This window comes from Shewanella sp. MEBiC00475, from assembly GCF_005234075.1.
In the GTDB taxonomy this organism is placed as follows: Bacteria; Pseudomonadota; Gammaproteobacteria; order Enterobacterales; family Shewanellaceae; genus Shewanella; species Shewanella polaris.
The window spans coordinates 4,162,942-4,185,418 of sequence record NZ_CP039928.1 but is presented as its reverse complement, the minus strand read 5'-3'; the positions used below and the strand labels follow the sequence as shown (position 1 = coordinate 4,185,418).

The following is a 22,477-nucleotide window of genomic DNA, read 5'->3' as shown; positions in this document are numbered from 1 at the left end:
AATAAATATAATAATGACGCTAATAACGACAACAACCAATTGGAGTAAACGCGATTGAAGTCGTTGTTGTATTCGGTTAAATAGTTGCTTTAGGTTAACAAGATGTTGGTGCTTTGAACATGCTAACTTTGTGAGACATTATTTGTTTCTAGCCGTATCAATAATTTACAGGCAATGTTAACCCAATCCAGCACCACTTAATCCTGATTGTTGTTGCTGTTGATATTGTGCAAACTCTTCTAAAATTAGTTCGGTAAACAACTGCCCAGCTCGCCCAAGCGGACGCTCTAAAGTTGATACTAATTGTGGCGTAAAACTAAATCGGTTGCCGCCAATAAAATCGATTGCGATCAATTCTCCAATGGCTAGCTCTTCGGAGATTAAAAAATCAGGCATCCAGCCAAAACCTAATCCTTTTAACAACGCATTTTTCTTCATAATAAAACCTGAAAGATAGAATACTTTGTCTCCACCGAATTGCATTTCATCTCGGTCACGTTTACCTGGAGATGAGTCTTCAATGGTTAACTCAACATGTTGCTGTAACTCAGGCAAACTAATGGCTTTTAACTGACTTAATGGATGTTGTGATGATGCCACCAGGACACTGGTAATGCTTGGCAGAGCTTTAGGATGATACGAGGGGCCAGTACGGTAATCTTTGACTAACATTAAGTCTGCTTGCTCACGCTCAAAGCGATGTTGCACTCCGCCTAAAAACTCCATATTGAGTTGAATTTTAGTAGGAATATTATGTTCAGACATGCGCTTAAGGGCGGTCATAATTGGTTCCATCGGCAAAGCACCGTCTATCACTAACTCAAGCTTAGGTTCCCACCCCTGACTAAAGCGGCTTGCAAGATGTTCAATATTGGCTAAATGCTGTAATAAGCGTTGTCCTTCAGCCAAAATCACCTTACCTTCCGGTGTTAATTCTGCTCGATAATGATCTCGATTAAATAATGTCACGCCGAGATGTTGTTCCAGTTTTTTTACCTGATAGCTTACCGCCGATTGTGCCTTGTGTAATCGCTCTGAAGCTTTTGAAAAACTTCCTTCTTCAACAAGCACTTGCAATACATTAAAGGCATCTATATCTATCCGCATAAAATTTCCGCTGTCTCATTATCAATACACAAACGTAAAGTTAACACAACTATCTAAAAAATTGATTAAGTTGAGTTATTTATTATTCTTTTTTTTGTTGATCTTTACCACTAAATTGTTAGTTAGATCACATATTGGTTACCTAATGCGATTAGGCCATAACAATAAATAACATAAACGCCACGACATTCGCAGTCGATTCACCATAGGACAATCACATGCCATTCTATGTTAAGCAAGGTCAAATCCCGACCAAACGCCACATTGCCTTCGAAAAAGACAATGGCGAGTTGTACCGTGAAGAATTATTTTCAACCCATGGTTTTTCCAATATTTATTCCAATAAATATCATCACAATATGCCAACCAAAGCGATAGACGTTCAACCTTACTCGTTATCTCATGGTGAGCAATGGCAAGACTCTTTAATTCAAAATTACAAATTAGACTCTCGCCAAGCCGACTGCCAAGGCAACTTTTTTAGCGCCCGAAATAAAATATTTTTCAATAATGATGTCGCCATGTACACGGCTAAGGTGACTAAAGACACCAATGAATTTTATCGAAATGCCTATGCTGACGAAGTGGTGTTTATTCACGAGGGTGAAGGCCAATTATTGAGTGAATACGGTGTCATTGAAACCAATAAATGGGATTACTTAATTATTCCACGCGGGACCACGTACCAACTTAAATTTACCGATTATCAAAATGTACGCTTGTTTGTTATTGAATCATCTTCAATGGTCGAAGTGCCAAAGCATTTCAGAAACGAATACGGCCAAATGCTTGAATCCGCACCTTACTGTGAACGAGACATTCGTACGCCAACTTTGGCTGATGCCGTGGTTGAAAAAGGTGAGTTTCCGTTAATGTGTAAATTTGGTGAGCGCTATCAAAAAATGACACTGCAATGGCATCCATTTGACTTAGTAGGCTGGGATGGTTGCGTCTATCCTTGGGCATTTAACATCTGTGAATACGCGCCAAAAGTTGGCAAAATTCATTTACCACCGTCTGAGCATTTAGTGTTTACTGCACACAATTTTGTCATTTGTAACTTTGTTCCACGCCCATACGATTTTCATCCTAAATCGATACCTGCACCTTATTACCACAACAACATCGACAGCGATGAAGTGCTGTATTACGTCGATGGTGACTTTATGAGCAGAACAGGTATTGAAGCGGGCTACATGACATTACACCAAAAAGGTGTGCCGCATGGGCCTCAACCAGGTCGCACAGAAGCCTCTATCGGCAAAACTGAAACATACGAATATGCGGTGATGGTTGATACCTTCGCCCCACTGAATTTAACCACTCATGTCAAAAATTGCATGAGTAATGATTACAACCGCTCTTGGTTAGAAAACTAAGACCACATTTATAACTAACCCAAGTCACCTAAGAGTGATGGCGTGTTGACATAAAAATAAAGGAAAACAACATGGCAAGCGAACTAAACCCACTGGGCCTGTTAGGCATTGAATTCACAGAATTTGCTAGTCCAGATACTGAATACATGCATCAAGTATTCATCGATTTTGGCTTTTCGATGTTAAAAAAAGCCAAAAATAATGACATTGTTTACTACAAACAAAACGACATTAACTTTCTTTTGAATAAAGGCCGTGCAGGGTTTTCTGCAGAATTTGCCAAATCTCATGGTCCAGCCATTTGTTCAATGGGCTGGCGTGTTGAGGATGCACAGTTTGCTTTTAAAGAAGCGGTAGCCCGTGGTGCAAAACCAGCCGATGATGCTAATAAAGACATGCCCTACCCAGCTATTTACGGTATCGGCGATAGCTTAATTTATTTTATTGACATTTTTGGTGAACAAAACAATATCTATCAAACTGACTTTGTTGATTTAGAGCTGCCTATCGTAACGCCAGAGAAAGGCTTTATGGAAGTCGACCATTTAACCAATAATGTCTACAAAGGCACTATGGAAAAATGGGCTAACTTTTATAAAGACATTTTTGGTTTTACCGAAGTGCGTTATTTCGATATCAGCGGCGCACAAACCGCATTGGTATCTTATGCACTACGTTCACCGGATGGCAGCTTCTGTATCCCCATTAATGAAGGTAAAGGCAATGACAAAAATCAGATTGATGAATACTTAGGCGAATACAATGGCCCTGGCGTTCAACATCTCGCATTTAGAAGTCGTGATATTGTGGCCTCACTCGATGCAATGGAAGGTACGTCAATCAAAACTCTAGATATTATTCCAGAATATTACGACACCATTTTCGAGAAGTTGCCACAGGTGACCGAAGATCACGACCGTATCAAACATCACCAGATTTTGGTTGATGGTGATGAAGATGGATATTTATTGCAAATTTTCACCAAAAACCTTTTTGGTCCAATCTTCATTGAAATCATTCAACGTAAAAACAACCTTGGCTTTGGCGAAGGTAACTTTACTGCGTTATTTGAATCGATTGAACGCGACCAAATGAAACGCGGCGTGCTGTAATTTTATAGACACGAAGTGATACAGAAAAACCAGCAAAATGCTGGTTTTTATCATTTTAAGCCTTTACACTCTGCCATCTACATTCTAATCAAAGACCTTTCCAATGCCAGATTACGCCGTTCTCGCCGTGTTTATTCCAACGTTCTTTTTTGTGTCTATCACCCCCGGTATGTGCATGACATTAGCCATGACCCTGGGCATGAGCATTGGTGTCCGTAGAACATTGTGGATGATGTTAGGCGAATTAGTTGGCGTGGCCTTGGTCGCTATTGCAGCAGTACTTGGGGTTGCCAGCATTATGCTAAATTACCCACAGGTTTTTGATATTCTTAAATGGGTAGGTGGCGCATACCTTGGTTATATTGGCATTAATATGTGGCGCGCAAAAGGCAAAATGGCCATCATTACTGGCCTTGAAGTAAAAACCAGTCGCATGAGTTTAATCAGCCAAGGATTTATTACCGCGATTGCCAACCCTAAAGGGTGGGCTTTTATGATTTCGTTATTACCACCATTTATAAATGTCGATAATGCCGTCGGGCCACAACTCGCCGTTTTGCTTGGTATAATAATGATCACCGAAAGTGTGTCTATGCTGGCTTATGCTAGCGGCGGTAAAAGCTTACGGTTATTTTTAAGCCGTGGCGATAATATCCGCTGGATGAATCGTATTGCCGGAAGCTTGATGATTTTGGTTGGTATTTGGTTAGCACTAAGCTAACCCTTAAAGAGCAATGGATGTGTAAATTGCTCCATATTATGTTTTTGTATTATCAATTGACTTATACGGTAGTTGTTCATACATTTGTTGCATATAAATGTCGATATGAGATTGTTCTTGTTTACAAAAATCACCGATAGCATCATTAAAGCCTTCATGGGCAATAAAATGACTTGAGGTAGTTTTAACCGGGCGAAATCCTCTCGCTACTTTATGTTCGCCTTGTGCACCAGCATCAAAAACGCTTAATTGATTAGCGATAGCGAACTCAATGCCTTGGTAATAGCATGCTTCAAAATGGACATGGTCACATTCAGTTAACGCTCCCCAATAGCGACCATATAAATGTGTGTCTGAAACAAAATATAATGCAGATGCCACTAATTGTGCGTCACTATTTTCAATCAATAATAGTCGTATCATTGAGCCCATAGTTGCTGCAATTTGCTCAAAGAATGCTGCCGACAAATACCCTTTATGACCAGACCGCTTTAAATAAGTATTTTGATAACAACGTACAAAATTCTGCCACTGCTCTGCACTTGCCTTATCGCCATCAATAAATCGAAATTGTAGTTGTTGCCTTGCAGAAATTCGCTCTTTAGTAATATTTTTACGTTTACGTGACGTTAATGTACTCAGAAAGTCATTAAAATCGGCATAATTTTGATTATGCCAATGAAACTGACAACCAACACGCTCCATTACCCCTGCTTGTGCAAACTGTCGATGTTGCTCGGTATTGGTAAATAAACAATGCCAAGATGACCAACCATATTTTACGACAGTTTGTGATAGATAGGTTTGAATACCGTCAATCAAGGATTGCTGATCGTGTTTTGGTAATCTTGGGTCAATGCCAATACGCCGCCCAGAAGTGGGAGTGAAAGGTACACTACTCACAAGCTTGGGGTAATAGCCTATATTATGGCGTTCATATGCTTCAGCCCAAGCCCAATCAAAAACATATTCACCCCAAGAATGACTTTTAAGGTACAAGGGCATCAATGCAATAATATTATCACCATCCATCACCATAAGGTGCATCGGTGTCCAGCCCGTTTCAGCACTAACACAGCGACTCATTTCCAGAGCAGATAAATATTCATGCCGGGTAAAAGGATGAGATGACCCGAAAAAGGTATTCCATACTGAAAGATCTATATTGCTAATACTATTAACAAATTTATATTGATACACTTGTGTTTGTTCCACCCACACCTACCCTATAATAATTAACACTCAACCGTTAAAACTCATACCAATTATTGCTATCATGTGGCATGTTCTATCACAGTATCTTCTCAATACACACCAAGGATTGATCGTGACACGATTCCCTAAATTAACACCGCTTTTATTGAGCACCGCATTAACATTCACGCTTTGTTATCCTGCACTTCATATTGCTGACAGCCAAGCAAACGAAACGTCTATTTTTAGTGAAATGGCAACGGCTCAGCCAATTTATGCTAAGCACGGTATGGTTTCAAGCCAAGAAGTACTAGCCAGTCAAATTGGCGTTGATATTTTAAAACAAGGTGGCAATGCAGTCGATGCAGCAGTAGCGGTAGCATACGCACTTGCAGTAACCTTACCTCGCGCGGGTAATATTGGCGGTGGCGGTTTTATGCTGGTGCATATAGCTGATAAAAATAAAACCATTGCCATCGATTACCGAGAAACTGCACCAGCTAAAGCACACAAAGATATATTCCTTGATGAACAAGGCAATGCCGTTGAGAAACTGAGTCGTGAACATGGATTAGCCGTGGGTGTTCCGGGTACCGTCATGGGAATGGAGCTTGCGTTAACACAATATGGCACCATGAGCATGAAACAAGTTATCACTCCTGCGATAAAATTAGCTAAAAATGGTATTTCGGTGACCTCAGATTTATCAAATTCTCTTAGTGGCCTTAAGCCGCGCATAACCCAATGGCCTAGCTCTGCAGAAGTTTTCTATCATGCCGATGGGAGCGATTACCAAGTTAATGAAATCCTTAAACAGCCAGAATTAGCGTATTCATTGTCGTTAATTGCACAAAAAGGCAGTAAAGGGTTTTATCAAGGCGAAACGGCTGAAAAAATTGTAACTGCAGTTAACAATGCCGGCGGTATAATGAGTTTAACAGACTTAGCTAACTACAAAGTCGTTGAGCGCGAACCGGTACGGGGTAATTATCGAGGCTATGAAGTGGTATCGATGCCGCCGCCATCTTCAGGTGGTATCCATATTATCGAAATGCTCAATGTACTTGAGCAATTCCCCATTGATAAATTAGGCCACAATACCGCAAACACTTTGCATCTTATGGCCGAAACGATGAAATATGCATATGCAGATCGTAGTGAGTATTTAGGCGATCCTGATTTTGTTACCGTGCCAGTTAAACAATTGATTAGTAAACAATATGCTAAAGATATTGCCAGTAAAATCGCCATCAATAAAACCACACCAAGTAGTGAAATCAGACCTGGAAATCTGGTACCATATGAGAGCGATCAAACCACCCACTTTTCGATTATCGATAAATGGGGTAATGCAGTTGCTAACACTTATACCCTTAATTTCAGTTATGGTTCTGGCTTAGTCGCTAAAGGTACTGGCATTTTATTAAATAATGAAATGGACGACTTTTCGGCTAAACCCGGCACTCCCAATGGTTACGGCTTAATTGGTGGTGACGCTAATGCTGTAGAAGGAAATAAGCGTCCTCTCAGTTCAATGAGTCCTACTATGGTAATGAAAGATGGCAAACCATATATTGTTACAGGTAGTCCAGGTGGTTCGCGAATTATTAATATCACTTTGCAAATGATTATGAATGTTATCGACCATCATCTCAATATTGCAGAAGCAACAGCCGCGGCACGAATGCATCATCAATGGTTACCTGATTTTATCTGGGTAGAACACACATTAAATCAAGATACTATTTCATTACTTGAAGCCAAAGGACATAAAGTTAAAGTCCAAAACGCCATTGGTAGTACCCAATCAATAATGATGACCGAACAAGGCCTTTTTGGCGCTTCAGATCCAAGACGTTCAGGTTCTGCTGCTATCGGCTACTAACTTCGTAAACGGCCAATTATAGAATGATAACGATTTTTATTTATCTAAAGTCATTATCATTATTTGTTGGTTCTTTGAACAAGACAATTATCTTTTTTATTGATGATAAAATGTAAGCGTCTGAAATTAATTTTTAATAATAGCAATCTTTTTGAAATCTCCTAGTCATTAATATAATGCGATGTTTGTTACATCAACAACTCCATTATTAAAAAACCGAGTAACTTTATGGTTGCTCGGTTTTTTTTGTTACAAACTAATCACAAAATAGTGAATAAAAATAGGTAGAATTTATCCTGAAAATATATATTAAAAATTAAGCTCGTTTAATAGCCGCTTTATTGTGACTAAAAGGCTTAAAAAAAAGAGGAAAAATTATGAAGGGCTCATCCCTTAAACCACTTTTCGCCAGCATTGCCGTTGTATTTGCTTTAAGCGCCTGCTCTTCCCATACCACAGAACAAACCACCGCGATGGATTTATCTGCTGCGCAAATAAAACAACAACATGCTGACAATCCATTTTTTAAACCTTATGGTACATTTTTCGAAATACCTGATTTTGCAAACATCACGACAGATGATTATCTTCCAGCTTTTGAAGCCGGTATAGCAGAACTACAGCAACAAATTAGTGCTATTGCCAACAATCCACAAACACCAACCTTTGCCAATACGATTGAAGCGATGGAGTTTTCAGGGGACTTATTAACTCGAGTGGCCAACGTCTTCTTTAATTTAACGGGTGCAGACACCAACGACGCATTACAGGCAATATCCAAGCAGATTTCACCCAAGCTTTCATCATCACAAGATGATATTTACCTTAATGATAAGCTGTTTAAACGAGTTAAAGCCGTTTATGAGCAACGTGATAACTTGCCGCTTAATACTGCACAAGCTAAGTTACTCGACGATACATACAAATCATTTACCCGCGGCGGCGCCAATTTATCTGCAGATGATAAACTGAAACTTCGAAGCTTAAATGAACAAATTGGTAAGCTAAGTCTAACGTTTGGCGATAATGTATTAGCCGAAACCAATGACTTTCAACTTATCATCGATAACCAAGATGATTTATCTGGCCTACCACAAGATGTGATTGACACAGCAGCACGCAAAGCAACTAGACTTGGCCATCCTGGTAAATGGATTTTTACTCCGCATCGCCCGTCAATAACCCCTTTTTTGACCTATGCAGATAATAGACAGTTGCGTGAAACACTTTACAAAGCGTATGTTTCTAAAGCCAATAATGATAATGAATTCGATAACAAAAAAGTGCTCGCAAAAATTGCCTCATTACGAGCACAACGGGCTAAACTTATGGGTTACCAATCTCATGCTCATTTTGTGTTAGAAGAACGTACCGCTAAGACCCCGGAAAATGTTTATGGCTTATTAGATAAAGTATGGCCTGCTGCATTAAATCAAGCTAAAAATGAAGTAGCAGACATGCAAGCACTTGTCGATGCTCAAGGTGCAGGCTTCACCATAGAAGCATGGGACTGGTGGTACTATTCAGATAAAATTCGAGTGGCAAAATACAGCTTTAATGAACAACAAACTAAACCATACTTTTCACTTGAAAGTACATTAAAAGGCGTGTTTTACACTGCTAATCGTTTATATGGTATCACCGTCAAAGAGCGTACAGATTTACCTAAGTACCATCCAGACGTTCGTACTTGGGAAGTATACGATAAAGATGGTAGTTTAATGGCGGTATTTATGGGGGACTATTTTGTCCGTCAAAGTAAACGCGGTGGCGCATGGATGAACTCGTACCGTAAACAATCTAATATGAATGGTGTAGAATCAAAACCAATCATTGTTAATGTACTTAACTTTCCTCGTCCTGCCGGCAACGAACCTGCATTATTAACTTTCGATGAAGCCAGTACCCTCTTCCATGAATTTGGCCATGCCTTACATGGTATGTTATCAAATGTAGAATACCGCTCACAATCTGGTACCGCTGTGCCTCGCGATTATGTTGAGTTTCCTTCGCAAGTAATGGAAAACTGGATGACTCAACCTGAAGTATTAGCGAAATTTGCTAAACATTATCAAACGGGTGAAGTAATACCGCAGTCATTGATTGAAAAAATTCAAGCTGCAAGCCAATTCAACCAAGGATTTTCCACGGTTGAATATATGGCGGCAACCTATTTGGATCTTGATTGGCATTCGCTGCAAGATAGTAACGTTCGTGATGCGGCCAAGTTTGAAATGGCATCATTAAACAAAATGGGATTGATTAATGAAATAGCACCCCGTTATCGTAGTACTTACTTTTCACATATTTTTGCAGGCGGTTATTCGGCTGGATACTATAGCTATCTGTGGTCTGATATTCTCGGGGCCGACGCCTTCGAAGCCTTCAAAGAAAATGGCATATTTGATCCTGAAACCGCACAAAAGTTCCGTGACAATATTTTATCCAAAGGTGGCAGTGCAGACCCTATGTTGTTATATAAACAATTTAGAGGAAAAGAAGCCGGCATAGAACCACTATTACGCAGCAGAGGTTTATTAAAAGACAAGTCTTAATATTTTGACTTAACTCTTTTTTACAATATTATTCGTGATGGCTTTTGTAGCATTGCGAATTTTTTTATCATTAAAGTTAAAAATTTCCTCTTTAAAAGACAATTTATATTTAACGGTATTTATCACAACGAATAAATTTTGCATATAGCAGTCCACTTCTACTGAAAAATCACACATTTAATATTCATTAAAACAATCCCCTTATCACCCATCATCTTTAATGCTGGTTAATTGTGCAAACAGACCCAGTTTTTCAGTTTGAGGCGCATTGTTGAAAAAATGGTTGTTCCATTGTAAAACAATACAACAAATAAAAGGAAAGCCTGAGTGGCTTCCAAGGGCAGATTTTTGCACCTTCTATGCTGCTTAATAGGATTTTGACGTACGGCTGCATGGTCTATTTTTTCCTTAAAAAAACATATTCCAACCATCCATAGCGGTCAGACGCAGGAGATAGAGCAACGCAGGAGCTGTTGCCGAGAACAACTCTATGCTTATCATTACTGGCCCAAAAGGCGCAGAACTCCCGTTGAATGACCAGATAATTGTTTGAATAAGTATATTTAGGGCTTCACCACAATTGATTCATTAATTATGCTTATAATACGAATTTTTTCATTTTTTATTAATATAGTTAAGGAATGCTAACATTGCGTAAGAGGCTTAAATGAAAAGAATTCGCCTCGGGGCCTGACTCTACATATGCACAAAGAAAATGGGCACCCTTTAAAAAGTAGAATAAACTTTCTCTAGGCCAACTTATTAAAGGTTTCAAAAATATAAGTGGGAATAGGTTAACTTAACTAGCGACAAAAATGATATGATAATCAGATTAAAATAAAACAACTTCTTTATATTAATAAAAGTTATATCTTATGAAATTAAGTTTCTAATGAGTAACAAAAATGATAAACACGAACAGTCTTCACGCTAATCTAATTAACAGTGAAGGTACTGAGCAGCGTTAGATCTTCACAAAAACAATAGGTTACTCATATGTACGCCAGCTTAACTATTTAAATTACAGTTAAGTTTACATTCTGACACTTCCGTGATTATCTTTAAATATCAGTTTATTCTTTAATTTATAATTTTATCAACGTTATAGCTAATGGCAAAAACTAGCTGGTACATTAATAATGTTAAATAATTTATAAATATTATTACTTTTGTTACATAGATGAATTAAATAACACCGGGAATTTACAAAAGCACTCAGTTAAATAATTATTAATCGAGAATAATCATATTAACTCATTAATGTATTTATTAGCTTAGCCTGATTTCGTATACTGATTGAAAACACTATATTTATTATTCTATATAGTAAATATAGTGTTCTATATTGGTACGGTATCTATATTGGTACGTTATCTATTTAGGAAAGATGATGAATATAAAAAAACCTCTAAACAACTCCAGAAGAAAATTTTTAAAAGAAGCGACAATCGCTATTTCAGTAGTCGCTATGGCCCCGAATCTAGTTATACCAACCCTTGCTCAACCTTTAGATATTGATTTAGGGGAATATAAACCAAGCTACTTTTCTGCTAATGAATGGGCATTCATCCTAGCAGCAACCGATCGCCTTATACCTGCAGATGCTACTGGACCCGGTGCTTTAGACACTAATGTTCCGGTATTTATTGACAAACAAATGCAAGGGAGATTCGGTAACGCTCTAGATTGGTATATGCAACCGCCATTTTTATCTGCTAAACCAGAAATGGGCTATCAATCATCTCTTACACCTGCGCAAACCTACAGACAAGGGATTAAAGCAACAGAAGATTACTGCCATCAAACCTATCAAAAATCCTTTGCAGAACTATCAGACAGTGAAAAAGACATGGTGCTTAGTCAGTTACAATTAGGTGAAATTCAATTTCCTGATCTTAGCTCAATGCAGTTTTTCTCTTTCTTATTACAGAATACCAAAGAAGGCTACTTTGCAGACCCTATTCATAGCGGCAATAAAAATTTAGCGAGTTGGAAAATGATTGGTTTTCCAGGGGCTAGAGCCTCATTCAAAGAATGGGTAGCTTACCCTAATGTTGAATACCCACTTGGACCTGTAAGTATTGAAGGAGAGAGGGGATAAATATGACTCGTCAAAATAAACCTGTAGATGTTGTACTAGTAGGACTTGGTTGGACAAGTTCAATTATGGGAATGGAAATGACTGAAGCGGGTCTAGAGGTACTCGCTCTTGAACGTGGTAAAGATCAAAATACTGTACCCGATTTTGCTTATCCTCAAATGGCAGATGAATTGACTTATGGAGTACGTTATAAATTGATGTCAGCCCCTGCTGACAGCACAGTAACCGTTCGCCACTCATCTCAAGATGTTGCCGTACCTTATCGTCAGTTAGGCTCCTTTTTACCTGGTAATGGCGTTGGTGGGGCCGGAACTCACTGGAATGGTCATACTTGGCGACCAATGCCAGAAGAATTACGTTTACGCAGTTATGTAGAAGAGAAATTTGGTGCCGATATTATTCCTGAAGATATGACAATTCAGGATTTTGGAGTCTCCTATGAGGAATTAGAGCCTCATTTTGATTTCTTTGAAAAGATTTTGGGTGTGTCAGGTACAGCGGGTAACATCAAAGGTGAAATACAACCCGGAGGCAACATATTTGAAGGCCCTAGACAAGCACCTTTTCCGCTTCCCCCATTACAACGAACCCTCAATGATACTGTTTTTGAAAATGCAGCTAAAATAAAAGGTTTTCACCCATTCCCTCTGCCTGCAGCCAATGCATCGGAAGCCTATAAAAACCCTTATGGAATGCAATTAGGCCCTTGTAACTATTGTGGATTCTGTGAACGTTATGGGTGTATTAACAACTCAAAAGCCTCTCCTCAAACTTGTGTGTTAGGTGCATTAAAGCAACGTAAAAATTTCTCATACCGAACTGGGTGTGAGGTGATCAAAATCAATAAAGACAGTTCTGGTAAAAAAGCAACTGGCGTTACTTATATTGATCCCAATGGTGACGAAGTCTTTCAACCCGCCAATTTAGTCATTGTTGGTAGTTACGCTTATCACAATGTCCGTTTATTATTATTATCTGAGATAGGTAAACCTTACGACCCTGTCAGTAATACAGGAGTCGTTGGACGTAATTACGCTTATCAAATGGTCGGTGGAGCAACGTTATTTTTTAAAGACAAAAACTTTAATCCATTTATTGGTGCGGGTGGCAATGCTACCGTAATAGATGATTTTGGTACCAATCAAATTGATTTTAAAAAAGAAGGTTTCATTGGTGGTTCGTATATTTTTGCCGCAATGACGAACGGCCAGCCGATTAGAAATATGCCTTTGCCCTCAGGAACTCCGAGCTGGGGAGCTGAGTGGAAAAAAGCCGTTAAAGCTAATTATGGTCATACTATGACGATAGGAACACACGGTTCCAATATGTCATATAGAGATTGTTATTTAAGTTTGGATCCAACCTATAAAGATAAACATGGCTTGCCAATGTTATCGATGACGTTTAATTGGAAAGAAAATGATATCCGCATGACTCAATTTATGAAAAAACAAATTGAGGGTATTGTCGAGGTGATGAAGCCTGATCATGTAGATTACAGTTTTAAAGACTTTGGGTCTGAATACGATGTCCGTCCTTATCAAACCACTCATAATGTTGGCGGCGCGGTTATGGGCACGGATCCAGCAACGAGCGTATTAAATCGCTACCTACAAAGTTGGGATGTACATAATGTATTTGTCATGGGATCCAGTGCGTTCCCGCAAAACATTCAATATAACCCAACAGGGTTAGTCGGCGCGTTAACCTATTGGTCTGCAAAGGCTATCCGAGAAAAATATTTACCTAACCCTGGCCCATTGGTACAAGTATAGGAGCAGTGAACATGAAGTTATCATTATTCTCATTACTAAGCTTGGCAATAGCAATGGGGAGTTATAGTAGTACGTCTATGGCTCAAAATTTACAGCAGGATCTCATTAATAAAGGGGAATATTTATCTAATGCTGGCGACTGTGTTGCTTGCCATACCAGTGAAAATGGTGAAAAATTTGCTGGAGGAAGAGCCGTTGACAGCCCTTTTGGTCCCATTTACTCCACCAATATAACCCCAAGTAAAACGGCCGGGATCGGTAATTACACATACGAAGAATTTGAACAATCTTTGCGGCACGGTATTCGTGCAGACGGTGCTTTTTTATACCCTGCAATGCCTTATCCTAGTTATCAAAAAATAACTGATGAAGATACTAAAGCAATGTATGCGTATTTCATGCATGGGGTTAAAGCTGTCGATGTTGAAGCGACAGAAACATCTCTAAGCTTTCCATTTAATCAACGTTGGGGGATCCGTTTTTGGGATTGGGTAGCGACAGATGATGGCGCATTTGTGGCTGATCCTAAACAATCGGAAGAACATAACCGTGGGGCTTACTTAGTTCAAGGGTTAGGTCATTGTGGTAGTTGTCACACACCAAGGGGCATTATCTATCAGGAAAAATCTTACGACCATGCTAATAAAAGCTTCTTATCTGGTGCAGATATTGGTATATGGCATGCTCCAAGCTTGCGTGCAGGAAACAACACCAATTTAGAACATTGGTCTGTACAAGATCTAATGGATTACTTTAGCACTGGACGAAATTATTATTCAGCAGTTGCAGGTGAAATGACCGATGTTATTCAATATAGTTTAAGTCACTTAACTAAAGATGATTTGCACGCCATGGCAATTTATTTAAAAAGCCAATCAGGCCAGAAGAGTGCAAAAAGCGAAGACACTTCTGCCCCAGGAAACACCACAAAGTTACTTAATTCCGCTAAGGTTGAAATTAACTCCGGTGCACGATTGTATTTAGATAATTGTAATGCATGCCACTTTACTGATGGTGCGGGTGCCCCACATGTTTTCCCACAACTTGATGACAATTCTTTGGTGAATGCAGAAAATCCAGATGGGTTAATTCATATCATCTTAGCGGGCGCACGATTACCCTCAACAACGAATGCCCCTGAAGCAATCGAAATGCCCGGCTTTGGTTGGCGGTTAAACGATAAGGAAGTTGCGACATTGGCGACATTTGTTCGTCAATCATGGAGAAATAATGCAACAAAAGTTGACGCTGATGAGGTTAAAGAAATAAGGCAAACAATCTCCAGTGAAGTATTAAATAAAAGTGCACCTCAAGTTTATTGATAATTCATATTAACAAAAGTTATGGGTAGTATGGTTTTTAAACGTTAATTTTAAACCTGCTACTCCATTTCTATCTGATAAATATAAACCTTTCTTTTGTTGTAGATTTACCTTAACAATAAGTGGGTCAAATTCTGAAGGATCCCACTTATTTAATAGGATGTTTGTGATTCACTTATTAAATGTTGAAGCATCTTAATCGCTGTTGATTTAAAAAATTGGTTAGAATGTTCTGCTAATCAATTTAATCAAATTGACCCAAGCGTCAGTGCACCACAAAACCTGATTAATCGCACTGGTCATCCAACTTATAACTTCTACGTCATAGATGGCTTAACTTACAAAATTGATGACACTCAACCGACTAAGTTTGATCGCAATTGTGAAGTGGTTGATGCTGATGCCAATCGCATTGTCGACCTAGCATATACCGCAGCTGATGGAACGGTTATTACGGATGATGAGTTAGCGACAATGTCTTTTGTAGTCGCATCAAATAACTACCGTGCCTTTGGTTGCTCATTTGCGGGCACGGGTTCTGACCACGTAGTGCTTGAACTACCAGACACTAACCGTAATGCACTATCTGCTTATATCACTGTAGAATCACAACCTAATACAACTGGCGGATATGACGCTATGGTTGATCCAACCGCTGATTATAACTGGGATTTTAAAACAATCGACAATGCCACTGTTGCATTAGATATTCGTTTTGAAACTCAAGATAGTGCTGTTGCTGATCAGTTTGTTGCTGATAATCAACAACGTAAAATGGTTAAGTTACCTAAAACAGCTGATGTTGTAGCCGGCTTGGCGATTTATAGCATAGACCTAACTACACCTGTTGCTGCGAAGTAATTACTCGCGGACTAAATTCAAAAAGGCGCTTTATGCGCCTTTTTTTATATCTTTAGCGACTAATCTAACTCAAACAAATGACCCATCTTTTGAATATGTTCTAGGGGCACCTGATGTTGGTTCCGTAATGCACACAATTGTTGATGTTCAGCATTTTTGGGCTGACCCACTAACACCACTCTAACTTGATAACCTAACGCTCGAGCCGCAGCTTCATAAGCCATAAACTCCCACTTAGCAACATTAGTATTATCACAAATCACTACAGGTTCACTACGGGCTAATGCCACAATAAAAGCCGTTAAATTAGCTTGGTGATATTGAGGAAGTTTTTGCGGATTGAACCGATACTCACCTTGATGAAAAAAATAAAAATCAGTTGAAAAGTAACCGTGCTGACGAATATGAATCGACAAGTCTGCGCCTAATGAATCAATATAATGCTCCACCCAATGTGACTTACCACTACCTGGCAGACCACGCATAATGATCGCCACTTTCGGATTATTAGTATCACATGTTGAATGACTAGTCTGGTTTGTCACTGCCTATCACCTTGCCTGCCAAAATTTGTTCTACTAATTGTGGGACAATCTCCCCTGCTTTACCGGTTAAATGGTATTGGAACTGACTGTGCCTATCGGCTTCGACTAAATTAACCTCTACAGTTTGCGCGCCATGGTGATTAGCTGCATCGACAAAACCGGCAGCTGGATATACGGTCCCAGATGTGCCAATGGCAATAAACAAATCACAGTGGTCTAATGCATCATGAATTCTATCCATACCAAATGGCATCTCACCAAACCAAACAATATGAGGTCGTAAACGTTTTGCCGGAATACAACACGTACAGCAATTATCGACACCAAAAGGTTCTCGTAACACAAAAGTTTGTAATGATTGTGGACAACGCCCTTTGGCAAGTTCGCCATGCATGTGTAAGAGACGCAGCGAGCCTGCTCGTTCGTGTAAATCGTCGACATTTTGAGTAATGACTAACAATTCACCATCAAATTCAGCTTCGAGTTTCGCTAAAGCAACATGCGCAGCATTGGGGGCAACGTCACCACCATTTAATTGCTCCAAACGTGTATTATAAAATCGTTCAACAAAATCGATATCTCGAGCATATCCCTCGGGTGTTGCAACATCTTCAATATGATGTTCTTCCCATAATCCATGTTGATCTCGAAATGTTTTAATGCCTGACTCAGCAGAAATCCCCGCGCCGGTCAGTACCACTATTCGCCGGTACATGTTATGTCCTTTATTGTTATTAAACACCGCTTTTATTCTGTAAATATATCTCTTTATCGTACAAGATCATCGCGAACATTTGTCAATTAATTCCCCAAATTGGCATATGGTCTAATCAATTGATCATATATTATTACCTAAGTGGTGCAATAATCCCTTAGTATAAGTAAGTTTATTGAATACCTTTTAGTGATATATCGCAAATAATATCAACATAAGTGCGTGTTTTACTAAATATTCTGTATATAAGTTGATTAAGCGCCTTAAGAGGTTTATGTTTTTAAATTCAAGACATATAATGCTTATATTATCCACCGATGAACCGATGGGTTCTGCAATCAAGAGATTAGCAATGACAGATGGAAATCAAGCGCTCAAAAAAGCCGGATTAAAAATAACCCTGCCGCGAGTTAAAATTCTAGAACTGATGCAAGAACCAGAAAATCAGCACATCAGTGCGGAAGACTTATATAAAAAATTACTCGAAATAGGTGAAGAAATTGGCCTTGCTACCGTATATAGAGTACTGAACCAATTCGATGATGCAGGCATTTTAAATCGCCATCATTTTGAAAGTGGTAAAGCGGTGTTTGAAATGTCAACACAGCAACACCATGACCATTTGGTGTGTTTAACCTGTGACAAAGTGATTGAATTTACTGATGATGTGATTGAACGTCGCCAAGATGAAATTGCGATGCGTCATAATATTAAACTCACTCACCATAGTTTGTATCTTTATGGTCACTGCACTAACGATACTTGCGACCATGCAGATGAATAAATCTCTCCCGAGATGTTAATCAACAAAAAACCAGCGTATATGCTGGTTTTTTATTGGTTCAAATACCTGTTTACACGAATTCGATACCTTATACCAACCAAGTAATCCATAAGCTAAAGCTCAATACAGATAGTACTGTTGATAATACCACTGTGCTACCTAAAGTTGATTCATGCTGTTTAATCTCAGTTGCAATGAAATAAGCGTTGATACCTAACGGTGAAGCACTCAATAACACCAACATAGCCGTATTTTGTGCCGAAAGTTGAAATACCACTGCAGCCATTACGTAAACAAAGGCGGGTAACAATAAAATTTTTATACAACTGGCCATTAATGCTAAGCGCCAACTTTCACCTACTCGATAGAAACTGAGGTTGGCACCGAGTACAAATAATGCACATGCCAGAGCAGGCTTAGCTAATAGCGCTAACCCATCATCAAGTTGTTTGCCTAAATCAATGCTTAACCCATTAGCGATGATGCCAAGCCCAATACTTAACACCACTGGATTTAATACCATAGAGCGCGTAAAGCGACGCCAAGAAAACCCTTGTTGTTCCGCCCGAGCCGCTAAAACAAACGTTAACGCGAACAAACATGCGCTATGAAAAGTAATGATCATCAATACAGGCCCAATCATCGCCTCACCTAACGAAGCGGTAATAATGGGCAACCCAACTAAAACCGTATTGGAATAACTGCACCCTAAGGCGAAAACCGCACTAGCATCACGTGTTTGCTGATCACTAGGGCTGAAGTAGTGATTAAGTTGATAACCCAACGTAAATATCACAAACACAGGGAGGTAAAAAGCCACTAATGAATATAAGTCGATGCTTTGCGCTAGTGGTGCCGCCAGCATATTAGTAAATAAAAAAGCAGGGATGCAGACAAAAAAAGTGAATTTGCTAATTCCGGCAATGTGCTCTTTAGTAAAAAAGCCTTTCCAAGTTAATAAATAGCCTAAAGCCACCATAAAAATGATTGGAAAAATGATACTCATGATGGCCATAAATAATCAAACTCATGTAAAAAGGTAATAAAAAAGGCGCCTAAGCGCCTTTTATCTAGCAAGGTAATTAATTACCAGCCAGTTTTAGTACGTAATGCTTTACCAATGTCAGCTAAAGAGCGAACAGTAGTTACACCAGCAGCTTCTAAAGCAGCAAACTTATCAGCAGCAGTACCTTTACCACCAGCGATAATAGCGCCAGCATGGCCCATACGCTTACCTTCTGGTGCAGTAACACCAGCAATGTAAGAAACCACAGGCTTAGTCACGTGTGCTTTGATATATTCAGCCGCTTCTTCTTCAGCATTACCACCAATTTCACCGATCATTACAATCGCTTCTGTTTGTGGATCGTTTTGGAACATTTCCAATACGTCGATGAAGTTAGTACCAGGAATTGGGTCGCCACCGATACCTACACAAGTAGATTGGCCGAAACCTTCATCAGTAGTTTGCTTAACCGCTTCGTACGTTAATGTACCAGAACGAGAAACAATACCGACTTTACCAGGCTTGTGAATGTGACCAGGCATAATACCAATCTTACATTCACCAGGAGTGATAACACCTGGACAGTTAGGACCGATCATGCGAACGCCAGTTTCTTCAAGCTTCACTTTCACTTGAAGCATATCAAGTGTAGGAATACCTTCAGTGATACAAACGATTAGCTCAAGGCCTGCATCGATTGCTTCAAGGATAGCGTCTTTACAAAAAGGTGCAGGTACATAGATTACAGTTGCAGTTGCACCTGTTTCAGCTACGGCATCTTTAACAGTGTTGAATACAGGAAGACCTAGGTGAGTTTGACCACCTTTTCCAGGAGAAACACCACCAACCATTTGCGTGCCATAAGCAATCGCCTGTTCAGAGTGAAAAGTACCCTGACCACCAGTGAAACCTTGACAGATCACCTTGGTATCTTTATTAATTAAAACAGACATTTATTTGCCCTCCGCAGCTTTAACAACTTGTTCAGCCGCGTCAGTTAGACTTGAAGCCGCGATGATATCAAGACCAGACTTAGCCAATACTTCACGACCTAATTCGGCGTTAGTACCTTCAAGACGAACAACCACTGGAACTTTAACGCCAACTTCTTTAACCGCACCGATAATACCTTCAGCGATCATATCGCAACGTACGATACCACCGAAGATGTTAACTAATACTGCTTTAACATTGCTGTCAGAAAGAATGATTTTAAAGGCTTCAGCAACACGTTCTTTAGTTGCCCCACCGCCAACGTCCAAGAAGTTTGCTGGCTTGCCACCATGTAAGTTTACGATGTCCATTGTACCCATTGCTAGGCCGGCACCGTTAACCATACAACCTACGTTACCGTCTAAAGCAACATAGTTTAATTCAAATTTAGCAGCATGCGCTTCACGAGCATCATCTTGTGATGGGTCATGCATCGCTTTGATTTTTGGTTGACGGAATAACGCGTTACCATCAATACTAATCTTGCCATCTAAACAATGAAGGTTACCTTCAGTTGTGATAACAAGTGGGTTGATTTCTAATAATGCGAAATCATAATTAGTGAACATGTTCGCTAAACCCATAAAGATCTTGGTAAACTGCTTCATTTGAGTTGGGTTTAAACCTAACTTGAAACCAAGGTCACGAGCTTGAAAAGCCTGAGGACCTGTTAACGGATCAATGATAGCGGTATGAATAAGTTCTGGCGTTTCTTCAGCCACTTTTTCAATTTCTACACCACCTTCAGTCGACGCCATAAACACAATGCGACGACTACTACGATCAACAACTGCACCTAAGTACAATTCATTGGCGATGTCAGTGCAGCTTTCAACAAGAATTTTAGCAACTGGCTGACCTTTAGCATCAGTTTGGTATGTTACTAAATTTTTGCCTAGCCAATGTTCAGCGAATGCTCTAATTTCGTCTTTACTACCGGTAACTTTTACGCCACCTGCTTTACCACGGCCGCCAGCGTGTACTTGACACTTAACAACCCATAAATTTCCGCCAATGTGACCAGCTGCTTCAACTGCTTCTTGAGCAGTATCACATGCAAAGCCTTCAGAGACTGGTAAACCATATTCGGCAAATAAAGATTTTGCCTGATACTCATGCAAATTCATGATGATCTATCCATATACTTCAAATCAAATCCAACTGGCTCATATTGAGCCAGCGACGAGGGGTTTATCTACTGTCTTATAAATCAAGTAGTAGACGAGTTGGATCTTCTAAGAAGTCTTTAATAGCAACTAAGAAGCCAACTGACTCACGACCATCAACAATACGGTGATCGTAAGAGAGTGCTAGGTACATCATAGGCTGAATAACAACCTGACCATTAACTGCCATAGGGCGATCTTTAATGGCATGCATGCCTAAAATTGCGCTTTGTGGCAGGTTCAAAATTGGCGTCGACATTAGTGAGCCGAAAACACCACCGTTAGTCACAGTGAAGTTACCGCCAGTCATGTCTGCAACAGACAATTTACCGTCACGACCTTTGATGGCTAATTCACGAACTGCTTTTTCAATTTGAGCCAAGCTCATGGTATCAGTATCATGTAAGACAGGTGTTACCAGCCCACGAGGTGTTGATACGGCAAAACTGATATCGAAATAGTTATGATAAACAATCTCATCACCATCAATAGATGCGTTAACATCTGGGAAGCGTTTTAACGCTTCTGTCACGGCTTTGATATAGAAAGACATAAAGCCTAAACGAATACCATGACGTTTTTCAAAAACTTCTTGATACTGTTTGCGAATATCCATAATTGGCTTCATGTTGACTTCGTTAAACGTCGTCAACATAGCCGTGGAATTTTTCGCTTCTAAAAGACGTGTTGCAATGGTTTTACGAAGACGTGACATTGGCACACGCTTCTCACTACGGCCTTCTAATGGCGCTACAGGTGCAACTGGCGCAGCAGTTTTCGCTGGTGCTGACTTAAGGAATGCATCAACATCATCCTTGGTCACACGTCCACCAATACCAGTGCCTTTAATTTTACTGGCATCAAGATTATGTTCAGCAATAACACGACGAACTGATGGGCTTAATGCATCATTAGATTCATCAGTAGAAGCGTCAGAGGCAGCAGCAGAAGGCGCTGATGCTTCAGCTTTAGTCACTTCTTGGCCAGACACAACACCAGGAACAAAGTTAGCAATAACTTGTTCACCTAAGACGGTGTCACCTTCTTGGAATAACAATTCAGAGATTGAACCGTCTTCTGGCGCAACCACTTCTAATACAACTTTGTCAGTCTCGATATCAACTAAGTTTTGATCGCGAGTCACCTGCTCACCAGGTTTAACATGCCAAGTAGCAATAGTTGCATCAGCAACAGATTCTGGTAATACGGGTACCTTAATTTCGATACTCATGGAAAGCTTCCCTTATATAAATTAT

The 22,477-nt window shown here is 39.6% G+C and carries 17 protein-coding genes and 1 pseudogene; 10 read left to right on the top strand and 8 right to left on the bottom strand.

All coding sequences use genetic code 11. The features are described 5' to 3' along the window. Window positions 1-177: 177 nt before the first annotated feature. Window positions 178-1,107 (bottom strand): LysR family transcriptional regulator, encoded by a 930-nt coding sequence (locus FCN25_RS18525; RefSeq protein ID WP_137226860.1) that lies wholly within the window; start codon window positions 1,105-1,107, stop codon window positions 178-180. Window positions 1,108-1,325: 218 nt separating this feature from the next. On the opposite strand from FCN25_RS18525, the gene FCN25_RS18520 reads away from it, so the two are divergent. The 3 genes from FCN25_RS18520 (at window position 1,326) to FCN25_RS18510 (ending at window position 4,319) form a co-directional block, all read left to right on the top strand. Then, window positions 1,326-2,486, top strand: a complete 1,161-nt coding sequence (locus tag FCN25_RS18520) for a homogentisate 1,2-dioxygenase (protein WP_137226859.1) — start codon at window positions 1,326-1,328, stop codon at window positions 2,484-2,486. Between the two features lie 71 nt (window positions 2,487-2,557). Further along, window positions 2,558-3,598, top strand: coding sequence for a 4-hydroxyphenylpyruvate dioxygenase (hppD, locus tag FCN25_RS18515; protein WP_137226858.1), 1,041 nt, complete (start codon window positions 2,558-2,560; stop codon window positions 3,596-3,598). A gap of 103 nt (window positions 3,599-3,701) precedes the next feature. Further along, entirely contained in the window at window positions 3,702-4,319 is a 618-nt protein-coding gene (locus FCN25_RS18510; RefSeq protein WP_137226857.1) for a LysE family translocator, read from the top strand. Between the two features lie 36 nt (window positions 4,320-4,355). Here FCN25_RS18510 and FCN25_RS18505 read toward each other — a convergent pair whose 3' ends face one another. Then, a complete protein-coding gene (locus tag FCN25_RS18505; protein ID WP_137226856.1) occupies window positions 4,356-5,534 on the bottom strand; it encodes a GNAT family N-acetyltransferase in 1,179 nt (392 codons plus the stop codon). A 145-nt stretch (window positions 5,535-5,679) separates the two neighbouring features. Here FCN25_RS18505 and ggt point away from each other — a divergent pair, with 145 nt between their 5' ends. The 6 genes and pseudogenes from ggt to FCN25_RS18475 form a co-directional block, all read left to right on the top strand. Beyond that, window positions 5,680-7,398 carry a gamma-glutamyltransferase gene (ggt, locus tag FCN25_RS18500; RefSeq protein WP_254693794.1) on the top strand — a complete coding sequence of 573 codons (1,719 nt, stop codon included), beginning with the start codon at window positions 5,680-5,682 and terminating at the stop codon, window positions 7,396-7,398. Window positions 7,399-7,775: 377 nt separating this feature from the next. Further along, window positions 7,776-9,953: a M3 family metallopeptidase gene (locus tag FCN25_RS18495; protein ID WP_137226854.1), complete on the top strand. Its 2,178-nt coding sequence runs from the start codon at window positions 7,776-7,778 to the stop codon at window positions 9,951-9,953. A 1,387-nt stretch (window positions 9,954-11,340) separates the two neighbouring features. Then, window positions 11,341-12,054 (top strand): gluconate 2-dehydrogenase subunit 3 family protein, encoded by a 714-nt coding sequence (locus FCN25_RS18490; RefSeq protein ID WP_217495319.1) that lies wholly within the window; start codon window positions 11,341-11,343, stop codon window positions 12,052-12,054. A 2-nt stretch (window positions 12,055-12,056) separates the two neighbouring features. Continuing rightward, window positions 12,057-13,829 (top strand): GMC family oxidoreductase, encoded by a 1,773-nt coding sequence (locus tag FCN25_RS18485; RefSeq protein WP_137226853.1) that lies wholly within the window; start codon window positions 12,057-12,059, stop codon window positions 13,827-13,829. A gap of 11 nt (window positions 13,830-13,840) precedes the next feature. After that, entirely contained in the window at window positions 13,841-15,151 is a 1,311-nt protein-coding gene (locus FCN25_RS18480) for a cytochrome c (protein WP_137226852.1), read from the top strand. Window positions 15,152-15,358: 207 nt separating this feature from the next. Continuing rightward, a pseudogene (locus FCN25_RS18475) lies at window positions 15,359-16,012 on the top strand (2',3'-cyclic-nucleotide 2'-phosphodiesterase); the annotation flags it as partial. 59 nt (window positions 16,013-16,071) lie between these two features. On the opposite strand, the gene FCN25_RS18470 reads toward FCN25_RS18475, so the two are convergent. Together FCN25_RS18470 and cobB are read right to left on the bottom strand one after the other, a co-directional pair. Beyond that, window positions 16,072-16,497, bottom strand: coding sequence for an AAA family ATPase (locus FCN25_RS18470; protein WP_137227470.1), 426 nt, complete (start codon window positions 16,495-16,497; stop codon window positions 16,072-16,074). A 43-nt stretch (window positions 16,498-16,540) separates the two neighbouring features. Further along, window positions 16,541-17,272 carry a Sir2 family NAD+-dependent deacetylase gene (gene cobB / locus FCN25_RS18465; RefSeq protein ID WP_137226851.1) on the bottom strand — a complete coding sequence of 244 codons (732 nt, stop codon included), beginning with the start codon at window positions 17,270-17,272 and terminating at the stop codon, window positions 16,541-16,543. Window positions 17,273-17,624: 352 nt separating this feature from the next. On the opposite strand from cobB, the gene fur reads away from it, so the two are divergent. Continuing rightward, window positions 17,625-18,056 carry a ferric iron uptake transcriptional regulator gene (fur, locus tag FCN25_RS18460; protein WP_137227469.1) on the top strand — a complete coding sequence of 144 codons (432 nt, stop codon included), beginning with the start codon at window positions 17,625-17,627 and terminating at the stop codon, window positions 18,054-18,056. Window positions 18,057-18,144: 88 nt separating this feature from the next. On the opposite strand, the gene FCN25_RS18455 is transcribed toward fur, so the two are convergent. The 4 genes from FCN25_RS18455 to odhB all read right to left on the bottom strand — a co-directional run bounded on the left by FCN25_RS18455 (window position 18,145) and on the right by odhB (window position 22,452). Further along, complete coding sequence (locus FCN25_RS18455; RefSeq protein WP_137226850.1) at window positions 18,145-19,071, bottom strand: AEC family transporter; 927 nt, start codon at window positions 19,069-19,071, stop codon at window positions 18,145-18,147. Between the two features lie 71 nt (window positions 19,072-19,142). After that, a complete protein-coding gene (sucD, locus tag FCN25_RS18450) occupies window positions 19,143-20,015 on the bottom strand; it encodes a succinate--CoA ligase subunit alpha (RefSeq protein WP_137226849.1) in 873 nt (290 codons plus the stop codon). After that, on the bottom strand, window positions 20,016-21,182 hold the full coding sequence (sucC, locus tag FCN25_RS18445) for an ADP-forming succinate--CoA ligase subunit beta (protein WP_137226848.1): 1,167 nt from the start codon (window positions 21,180-21,182) through the stop codon (window positions 20,016-20,018). 76 nt (window positions 21,183-21,258) lie between these two features. Further along, a complete protein-coding gene (odhB, locus tag FCN25_RS18440; protein ID WP_137226847.1) occupies window positions 21,259-22,452 on the bottom strand; it encodes a 2-oxoglutarate dehydrogenase complex dihydrolipoyllysine-residue succinyltransferase in 1,194 nt (397 codons plus the stop codon). Window positions 22,453-22,477: the final 25 nt, after the last annotated feature.